We start from the raw sequence: 9,127 nt of genomic DNA on the forward strand, positions 1-9,127 counted from the left end.
CGCGGTCGGCCTCGGTGAGATTCTGCAGGGGCGGCCGGACGGGCCCGCCGTCGCGCCCTGCGCAATCGAGGCCGGCCTTGATGATCGACACCCCGTAACCCTTCACCCGGTCGCGGATGTCGAGATAGGGGATGACGAAGTCGTTCAGCTTCTCGTAGACCGCGGTGCGATCCTGGGCGATGACCGCCTTGTAGAAGGACAGCGCGAATTCGGGGACGAAGTTGAACATGGCGGAGGAGTAGGTGCTGACGCCGAGCTGGAGCAGCGGGAGCGCGAAGGTCTCCGCCGTCGGCAGGCCCCCGATGTAGATGAGACGATCCCCGACGCGGGCGTAGATACGGGACATCTGTTCGATGTTGCCGATTCCGTCCTTGAAGCCGATGAGGGCCGGATTGCGGCTCGCCAGGATGTCGACGGACACGTCGGTGAGCACCGCGTTGGCCCGGCTGTAGACGATGACGCCGAGGGACGTCGAGGCACAGACGGCGCTGACGTGTTCGATCAGGCCGGCCTGGTCCGCTTCGGTGAGGTAGGGCGGCATGAGCAGGATGCCGTCGGCTCCAGCTGCTTCGGCAGCCCGGGCGTGCTCGATGGCCGAGAACGTGCCGCCCGTCGCGGGAGCGATGACGGGGACCTTGCCGGCGACCTCGTCCACCGCGACCCGGACGACGGTGTCGAGTTCCTGTGTGGTGAGCGAGAACCCTTCGCCGGTGCCGCCCGCAGCGAAGAGCCCGGCGACGTCGAAGCCGGACTGCCAGGCCAGGTGCTCCCGGTAGCGCGTCTCGTCGAATTCGAGGGTCGGCGTGAAGTGCGTGACCGGGAAGGAGAGCAGACCGGACTTCACGGTCGTCGCGAGTTCAGCCGGATTCAGTGGAGCCACGGGGATGTCCTTTGGGATGCGGCGCTGCAGTGCGCCGGGAGGGGGGGGTGGAATGGGTTCAGCGTAGGGATGGCCGGACGAGGGTGTCCAAGACCGGCTTCGCATCCGCGGATACCCGACGGGTATCGATGGAGGGCAGGGACCTGTTTCGGTGCATCACTGTTTATCGTCGCGCAGCCGCGGTTTGACCGAATGCACGGCGCACCCGGCCTCGAGGATGACGCGCTGCGCGGTACTCCCCAGGAACAGCTTTCCCACCCGGGAGCGCCGCCGCACCCCGATGACGACCAGCTCGACGTCGTCCTCGTAGGACAGATCGATCAGGGCGTCCGCGGGATCCTCGTCGGCCCGGAGCGGATGCAGGCGGGCTGTCGGGCCGGCGGCAGAGGCCTGGGCCAGCAACTGGCGGATCTCCGCGTCGGCCTCCGGCGTCTGCTGATCGGCTGCCGGTCCCACGACGAGCAGGTCGCAGCTGCGCAGGAGCGCTTCGCTGATGGCGGCGAGGGCGGCGGTTCTGCCCTCGTCCGTTGGTACATAGCCGACAAGAATGCGCATGCGGTGCTCCTGGGATAGCGGATCGGTCTAGGTCACGGGTGTCAGCAGGGTGCCGTCCGCGAGGTATTGCCGCAGGTTCTTCAGGGTCAGGTCGGCCATGGCGGCACGGGTCTCGTGCGTGCCGCTGCCCAGGTGCGGAAGGAGGACGACGGACTCGAGGGCCATCAGTTCCGGCGGCACCGCGGGTTCGTCCTCGAAGACGTCGAGTCCCGCTCCTGCCAGGGCGCCGGTGGTGAGGGCCTTGACGAGCGCACTCTGGTCGACCACGCTTCCGCGCGCGACGTTGATCAGGTAGCCACGTGACCCGAGGGCGCTGAGTTCGGGAGCCCCGATCAGATGGTGCGTCGAGGCGCCCCCTGCGGCGGCGACGATCAGGACGTCGGAGGTGTGGGCGAGCTGCAGCAGGGACGGTACGTATTCGTAGGGACTGCCGGTCACCTCCGACCGATTGTGGTACCTGATCGTGCAGTCGAAGCCTTCGAGGCGTCGGGCGATGACCGACCCGATTCTTCCGAGGCCCACGATGCCGACCTGGCGGTGGCTTGCCTGGGTCGCGAGGGGGAAGTTGCCCTTCGTCTGCCAGTCGCCCCGGCGGACGAAGCGGTCAGCGGCGCTGATTCCCCTCAGCACGTCGAGGTAGAGTGCCAGCGCCGTGTCGGCCACGCAGTCGTTGAGGACCTCCGGTGTGTTGCTGACGGCGATACCCCGTTCGACGGCCTGCTGGACGTCGGTGGTGTCGTAGCCGACGCCGAAGTTGATCACTGCGCGGAGGTTCGGCAGGGCCTGCATCAGGTCCGTGCCCACGCCGGTGCGGCCTGACGTGACAGCGACGGTGATGCTGCTCGCGTGGTCGGCCAGGAACGCGCTCCTGCCCGCGCCGGCGGGCAGCTGCAGGGCGTCGTGGTCGCGGGTGATCGCGGTCTGCACCATCGGCATGAGTGGACCCACTTGCAGCACTGCATTCTGGACTGTCATGAAACGAGACTAGATTTTGTATCGATGCACTAACAACACGAAAGTAGCATCATCTGATACCTCGGAGGCATGGATGGTGAGATCGATGGCGGGATCCGCGGAATGGCGGCGATGAGTGGCGCCGATCACAGCCCGAGGGGGCATTTCCGGCTGGAATCGGCGCATTTCGGGCGTCTTGACGGGTCTGGGGCCTCTCGCCATGCTTCTAGGACCAGCACGGCCGTCGTCCATTCGGGCGGATCCCGCAGCACAGGCACCCAGACACCAGCCTGCTACACACCCGAGGAAACCAATGAAGTCTTCTTCTGCATCGCACGCCCTGCGATCGAATCCCGTCATCCTTTCGACCGTCGCGGTGGGTAGCGCGCTCCTCCTGAGCAGCTGCTCCGTCGCCAACTCGGAACAAGCCGAAGGTGACGGTGCAGCAGCATCGGACACCATCCGCGTCGTCCTCTCCCAGGAGCCGCCGACCCTGGAGGCCTGCGAGGCGAACCTCACCTCCACGGGTGTCGTCGTCCGGTCCAACGTGACCCAGCCACTGGTCGAACGGAATCCGACGACCGGCGACCTCGAGCCCCTGCTCGCCACGGAGTGGGAGGCGACCTCGGACACCGAGTGGACCTTCAAGCTCCGCGACGACGTCACCTTCCATGACGGCACGCCCTTAACCGCGGAAGCCGCCGCCTTCACGATCGACCGGGCGGTGAACTCGGATCTCGGGTGCAACGTGGAGGGTTACGTCTTCGGTGACGACGACCTCGTCGTCGAAGCCGTCGACGACACCACGCTCACCGTGACGACGGCCACGCCGGACCCCATCCTCCCCCTGCGCCTGTCCTTCGTGGAGATCGTCCCGACATCGACCAGCACCTCGGAGAAGGTCCGCGAGCCGATCGGAACGGGGCCGTACGCGATCGAGCAGTGGGATGCCGGCCAGCGCATCACGCTCGCCGCGTACGAGGACTTCTGGGGAGACGCCCCGGCCTACTCGAAGGCCGAGTACCAGTGGCGCTCGGAAGGAACCGTTCGCGCCGCGATGATCACCAGCGGCGAGGCGGACGTCGCCATGGGCATCGGGCCCGACGACGGTGTCGGCGATCTCGGGGTCAGCTACCCCAACAACGAGACGATCGCACTGCGCCTGACCGGCGACATCGCCCCGCTCGACGACATCCGCGTCCGGGAGGCCATCAACTACGCCATCGACAAGGAGACCATCGTCGGCAGCCTGTACGAAGGCACCGACAAGGTCGCCGCACAGCTCGTCCCCGCGGGCATCGTGGGTCACGACGAGGACCTCGAACCCTGGCCGTTCGACCTCGACCGCGCCAAGGAGCTGGTGGCGGAGGCCAAGGCCGACGGTGTCCCCGTGGACACGAAGATCACCCTCGTCGTGCGGAGTGCGCAGTTCCCCAAGGTCACGGAGCTCTCCCAGGTCCTGCAGGAACAGCTCAGCCAGGCCGGCCTCAACGTCGAGCTCAAGACGGTCGAGACCTCCCAGCACCTCCAGTACCAGCTGCGGCCCTTCGTCACGAACGAAGGCCCGATCGCACTCCTGGTCCAGCACGGCAACCAGGCAGGAGACGCAGCGTTCACCGTCGAGCAGTACATGCTCAGCACCGGAGCCCAGAGCACGTTCGGGACCCCGGAATTCGACGCTCTCATCGCGGACGCCGGGCTGACCGAGGGAGAGGACCGTCAGGCGGCCTACGAGGAGGTCTTCGGCTACCAGAACGAGCACGTCGTGCAGTTCGCCACGATCGCCCACCAGACCGGCATCATCGGGAAATCCGCGAACGTGGACTACGAGCCGAACTCCTCCTCCGGGGACGAGCTGCGCCTGTCCGAGATGACCCCGGCCAACTGATCACACCCTTCACCGGACCGAGGACGGAATCATGCTCGTCTACCTGAGAAAACGCATCATCTCCAGCCTGTTGCCGCTCGTCGTCGTCGTTGTCGGGGTCTTCGCGCTCGCAAGGCTCACCGGCAATCCCGCGAGCCTCTACCTGCCGCTGAATGCGACCGACCAGATGCGAGCGGACTTCACGGCCAGGCAGGGCCTGGACCAGCCATTGCTGGTCCAGATGGCGGACTACTTCGGGGGCGTCCTCCGGCTCGATTTCGGTGAATCGCTGCGCACGGGGGAGCCCGCCGCCGCGATGGCGCTCCGGGCGTTCCCCGCGACCCTGCAGCTCGCCGCGACCACGATGGTGATCGCCATCGTGGCCGCGGTGCTGGTGGGATGCTGGGCTGCGCTCAAGCCCAACGGGATCGCCGACCGCATCTCCAGTTTCGTGTCCATGGCTGCCGCGTCCATCCCGGACTTCTGGCTGGCCATCGTCGGGATCTGGATCTTCGCGATCACCCTCGGGTGGCTCCCGACGTCGGGGGTCAGCGGTGGGGAGGCGTGGATACTGCCGATCGCAACGCTCATGCTGCGGCCCTTCGGCGTGCTCGTCCAGATCGTCCGCGGCGCCATGGTGTCGGCCCTCTCCGAGCCCTACATCAAGCTCGCCCGCAGCAAGGGGGCCAGTGACGCGCGGGTCGTGAGCCACCACGCCCTCCGCAACGCCGCAGCCCCTGCCCTGACGGTGGCCGGCGACCTGACCGTGGGCCTGGTCAACGGCGCCGTCGTCGTGGAGACCATCTTCGGGTGGCCCGGCATCGGCAAGCTCATGATCGACTCCATCCTCCAGCGGGACTTCGCCGTCCTGCAGGCAGCGGTCCTCATCACGGCGATTGCCATCTTCGTCCTGAACATCCTCATCGATCTCGGCTACGCACTGCTCGACGCGCGCGTCCGACCCACCGTCAAGGCCTAGGAGGAACCATGGCTACGCCTCTGCTGCAACCCGAAGGCCACCAGCATCCCGAGACCGACCCGCCCGCGCCGGCCACCGCTCCGGCCGCGGATGTCCCCCCGGTCCCGGCGCCTACGGCACAGGACCTGGGGGACAAGAAGCTGTCCCTCTTCCGGCTGCTGCTGCGCGACAAGTTCGCGACCCTCGCCGCGCTGGTTCTGGTGTTCGTGGGACTCGTTGCGGTCTTCGGGCCGATGCTCGTCGGGGATCTCGCCACCCGGCAGGACCTGCTGGCCGCCAACAAGCCGCCGTTCTCGCTCGAGGACGGCTGGGGGTATGTCCTGGGCAGCGACTCGCTCGGCCGGAGCATGCTCGGCCGCCTGGTCATCGCGACGCGGACCACCATCTCCGTCGCGCTTCCCGCCGTCGGGATCGCCCTGGTCATCGGTTCACTGTGGGGAGTCTGGGCCGGCTACCACCGCGGCCTGCGGGAGACCATCTCGATGCGGATCGCCGACGTCATCATGAGCTTCCCGTCGCTGCTGCTCGCCGTCGTGGTGCTGTACGTCTTCAACCCGAGCCTCGGCAACATCATCCTCATCCTGGCGATCACCCGGATCCCGATCTACCTCCGGACGGCGCGCGCCGAATCCGCTGAGCTGCAGAGCCGCACGTTCGTCGATGCGGCCCGGACGTTCGGCTCCAGACCGACCGCCATCATCGGCCGGCACGTGATCCCGATCGTGCTGCCCACCCTGCTGACCCTGGCGACGCTCGAGTTCTGCTACGTCATGCTCGCCGAATCGTCCCTGAGCTTCCTGGGCATCGGTATCCAGTCACCCGATGTCAGCTGGGGCCTGATGGTGTCCCAGGGCCGCCAGTACCTCCAGACGGCGTGGTGGCTCTCGATCTTCCCCGGTCTGGCGATCGTCATCACCACGATCGCTGCGAACATCCTCGCGGCCTGGCTGCGCATCGCCACGGACCCCGCCCAGCGCTGGCGCCTGTCGCTACCCCGCACACGTGGAGGCCGCCGCTTCGGTACGGCCCTGAAGGGAGCTACCAAGTGAGCACCATCGATACGGCATCCACCCCGAGCCCCGTCCTGGACGTGAAGGGGCTGTCCGTCACGCTCCGCACACCGCGCGGAACCGTCCGGGCGGTCAACAATGTCAGCTTCCAGGCCCAGGCGGGGAAGACCCTGGCGCTGCTGGGCGAGTCCGGATGCGGGAAGTCCATGACCGCGAAGGCCATCGCCGGCCTCCTCGACCCGGTGGCCGAGGTCGAGGAGGGCCAGATGATCCTCGACGGCCAGGACCTCGCCACCATGACGGCGCGGCAGCGCCGGAAAGTCGCCGGTCCCCAGCTCGGCATCGTCTTCCAGGACGCCCTCACGGCCCTGAACCCCGTCTACAAGGTGGGGACCCAGCTGGGTGAGGCTTTCCGCATCCACCAGAAACTCTCCGCCCGGCAGGCACGCAGCAAGGCCGTCGAACTGATGCAGAGAGTCGGCATCCCGGAACCGGAGTCCCGGGTCGACGCGTACCCGCACCAGTTCTCGGGCGGCATGCGCCAGCGCATCCTCATCGCCATGGCGGTGGCCCTGAACCCGAGCCTGCTGATCGCGGACGAACCCACGACAGCCCTGGATGTCACCATCCAGGCCCAGATCATGGCGTTGCTCAGGAGCCTGCGGGAGGAGAACAACCTCGCGGTCGTCCTCATCACCCACGATCTCGCCGTCGTCGCCGAGGAAGCGGACACGGTCGCCGTGATGTACGCCGGGAACGTCGTCGAGACGGGGACCGTGGCCGAGGTCTTCGCGAATCCCCGCCACCCCTACACCAGGGGCCTGCTCGAGTCCGTGCCGGTGGACGCCGTCCGCGGGTCCACTCTGTCCTCGATTCCCGGGAACCCCCCGGAACTGCACAACGTCCCCTCGGGGTGCGTCTACCAGTCCCGTTGCCCGCTGGTGCAGGAGGTCTGCAGGATCACCCGGCCCGAATTGCTGCCGGTCCGTCCGGCGTCCGCCACTGCCGCACCGGGCGTGCACCATCCCGGCACCGTCGCGCAGGCGGCAGCCTGCCATTTCAGCGAGGAGCTCGCGCATGTCTGAAACACTCGTCGGAGCCGTCCGCGACCAGCAGTCGCCGTTGCTGGAGGTCAGGGACGTGACGAAGACCTTCCACGTCGCCAAGAGTCCCTCGGGCAACAACCGCCTCCGTGCCCTGGACGGCATCAGCCTCACGCTCGGCCGTGGCGAGACCCTCGGACTCGTGGGGGAGTCCGGGTGCGGCAAGTCGACGCTGGCGCGGACGCTGATGATGCTCGAACGACCCGATGCCGGCACGGTCCTGTTCGACGGCACCGATCCTTTCGCGATGCATGGCAAGGAACTGCTGGCCTGGCGGCGCCGCGTCCAGATGGTGTTCCAGGATCCCTTCGCGTCGCTGAACGCACGCATGACCGCCGGTGAAATCATCTCCGAGCCATGGCGGGCGCACCGGGACATGTACCGTTCGTCGAAGGATCGCGAGGCCCGGGTCCACGAACTGCTCCACCTGGTGGGCATGCGCCCCTCGGACGCGCGGAAATCCCCGCAGGAATTCTCCGGTGGCCAGCGCCAGCGCATCGGCATCGCCCGCGCACTGGCGCTCGACCCGGACGTCATCATCCTCGACGAGCCCGTCTCCGCCCTGGACCTCTCCGTCCAGGCGCAGGTCCTGAACCTGCTCAACGAACTCCAGGAACGACTGGGCGTGTCCTACATCTTCATCTCGCACGACCTCTCGGTGGTCCGCTTCGTCGCCGACCGCGTGGCGGTGATGTACCTCGGCCGCATCATCGAGACCGGAACCGCCGAGGAGGTGTTCGACAGCCCCCGCCACCCCTATGCGGCGGCCCTCACCTCCGCCTCGCCCCGGCTGGACCGCTCGACCGCGGGACGGGACAAGATCATCCTCCGCGATGAGATACCGTCCCCGCTCGATCCGCCATCGGGCTGCCGCTTCCGCACGCGGTGCTGGCAGGCACAGGACATCTGCGCCGAACAGGCACCCCCTGCGGACCAGGCGCCGGGCAGCCCCCTGCACCTGTCGGAATGCCATTTCCCGCTCGACACCATCCGGGTGCGGAGTGGGGAGCTCACCCCGACCCCTTGAGCCCCGCCGACTACGCCCTCATCGGCGCGGTGATCTTCGCGGCGACCGCGCTCCAGGCCTCCATCGGGTTCGGCATGGGCATGCTGGCCGCCCCGGTGATCGCCCTCGTCGATCCGCAGCTGCTGCCCGGCACGGTGATCCTGCTCGCGCTCATCGTCACCGTGCTGGTCACCATCCGGGAGCGCGTGGACCTCGATCTCCACGGGGCGGGGTGGGCGCTGGTGGGACGCATCCCGGGCAGCGTCGCCGGGGTCCTCCTCGTCGTCGCGCTCCCCGGCCCGGGTCTGTCGCTGCTGGTGGCCCTCGCTGTCCTGTCAGGGGTCGCGTTCGCCGTGCTGGGGTGGACACCGGCGCCCAGGCGGAGGAACCTCATCGCGGCGGGAGCGGCGTCCGGGGTGATGGGAACCGCCACGTCCATCGGTGGTGCCCCCATGGCACTGATCTGGCAGAAGCTCGACGGCGCACGGCTCCGCGGCACCATGAGCGCCTTCTTCATGGTCGGCAGCGCCGTGTCGCTGGGCGGCCTCGCGATCGCCGGCGCGATCACCCGGGAGATCCTGCTCCTCGCCCTGTGGATGGTCCCGGTCGTCCTGGCCGGATATGTGGCCTCGCGCTACCTCAACCGGTTCCTGGACCAGGCCCGGCTCCGACTCCTCGCGCTGACCGTGTCGGCCCTGGGAGCCGTCCTCCTGCTGGGCCAACTCGTGCTCGGCTGAATCAGCGGCCCGCGCGGACCACATTCACCAGGGGCA

The 9,127-nt window shown here is 68.0% G+C and carries 9 protein-coding genes; 6 read left to right on the top strand and 3 right to left on the bottom strand.

Annotated elements, in window-relative coordinates:
- The 3 genes from kdgD to CVO76_RS00190 all read right to left on the bottom strand — a co-directional run.
- Window positions 1-880: 5-dehydro-4-deoxyglucarate dehydratase (kdgD, locus tag CVO76_RS00180; protein ID WP_208740270.1), on the bottom strand; the 880-nt coding region annotated here is incomplete at its 3' end.
- 156 nt (window positions 881-1,036) lie between these two features.
- Complete coding sequence (locus CVO76_RS00185) at window positions 1,037-1,435, bottom strand: universal stress protein (protein ID WP_133080192.1); 399 nt, start codon at window positions 1,433-1,435, stop codon at window positions 1,037-1,039.
- Between the two features lie 27 nt (window positions 1,436-1,462).
- Entirely contained in the window at window positions 1,463-2,410 is a 948-nt protein-coding gene (locus CVO76_RS00190; protein ID WP_208740271.1) for a 2-hydroxyacid dehydrogenase, read from the bottom strand.
- 292 nt (window positions 2,411-2,702) lie between these two features.
- On the opposite strand from CVO76_RS00190, the gene CVO76_RS00195 reads away from it, so the two are divergent.
- From CVO76_RS00195 to CVO76_RS00220, 6 genes are read left to right on the top strand one after another with little or no spacing between them, the layout of a single operon-like run.
- A complete protein-coding gene (locus CVO76_RS00195) occupies window positions 2,703-4,277 on the top strand; it encodes an ABC transporter substrate-binding protein (protein WP_208740272.1) in 1,575 nt (524 codons plus the stop codon).
- A gap of 31 nt (window positions 4,278-4,308) precedes the next feature.
- Window positions 4,309-5,235, top strand: coding sequence for an ABC transporter permease (locus CVO76_RS00200; protein WP_133080195.1), 927 nt, complete (start codon window positions 4,309-4,311; stop codon window positions 5,233-5,235).
- Window positions 5,236-5,243: 8 nt separating this feature from the next.
- On the top strand, window positions 5,244-6,284 hold the full coding sequence (locus tag CVO76_RS00205; RefSeq protein WP_208740273.1) for an ABC transporter permease: 1,041 nt from the start codon (window positions 5,244-5,246) through the stop codon (window positions 6,282-6,284).
- Entirely contained in the window at window positions 6,281-7,330 is a 1,050-nt protein-coding gene (locus CVO76_RS00210) for an ABC transporter ATP-binding protein (protein WP_208740274.1), read from the top strand. Before CVO76_RS00205 ends, CVO76_RS00210 begins: the two co-directional genes overlap by 4 nt.
- A complete protein-coding gene (locus CVO76_RS00215; RefSeq protein ID WP_208740275.1) occupies window positions 7,323-8,375 on the top strand; it encodes an ABC transporter ATP-binding protein in 1,053 nt (350 codons plus the stop codon). The genes CVO76_RS00210 and CVO76_RS00215 overlap by 8 nt, the downstream gene beginning before the upstream one ends.
- Entirely contained in the window at window positions 8,372-9,091 is a 720-nt protein-coding gene (locus tag CVO76_RS00220; RefSeq protein WP_208740276.1) for a sulfite exporter TauE/SafE family protein, read from the top strand. Before CVO76_RS00215 ends, CVO76_RS00220 begins: the two co-directional genes overlap by 4 nt.
- The last annotated feature ends 36 nt before the right edge of the window (window positions 9,092-9,127 follow it).

The organism is Arthrobacter agilis (assembly GCF_002953615.1).
Classification (GTDB): Bacteria; Actinomycetota; Actinomycetes; order Actinomycetales; family Micrococcaceae; genus Arthrobacter_D; species Arthrobacter_D agilis_B.

Excerpts from the sequence above, each read along its gene's own strand:
- CVO76_RS00185 (WP_133080192.1), bottom strand. The coding sequence starts at position 1,435 with ATGCGCATTCTTGTCGGCTATGTACCAACGGACGAGGGCAGAACCGCC.
- CVO76_RS00190 (WP_208740271.1), bottom strand. The coding sequence starts at position 2,410 with ATGACAGTCCAGAATGCAGTGCTGCAAGTGGGTCCACTCATGCCGATG.
- CVO76_RS00195 (WP_208740272.1), top strand. The coding sequence starts at position 2,703 with ATGAAGTCTTCTTCTGCATCGCACGCCCTGCGATCGAATCCCGTCATC.
- CVO76_RS00200 (WP_133080195.1), top strand. The coding sequence starts at position 4,309 with ATGCTCGTCTACCTGAGAAAACGCATCATCTCCAGCCTGTTGCCGCTC.
- CVO76_RS00205 (WP_208740273.1), top strand. The coding sequence starts at position 5,244 with ATGGCTACGCCTCTGCTGCAACCCGAAGGCCACCAGCATCCCGAGACC.
- CVO76_RS00215 (WP_208740275.1), top strand. The coding sequence starts at position 7,323 with ATGTCTGAAACACTCGTCGGAGCCGTCCGCGACCAGCAGTCGCCGTTG.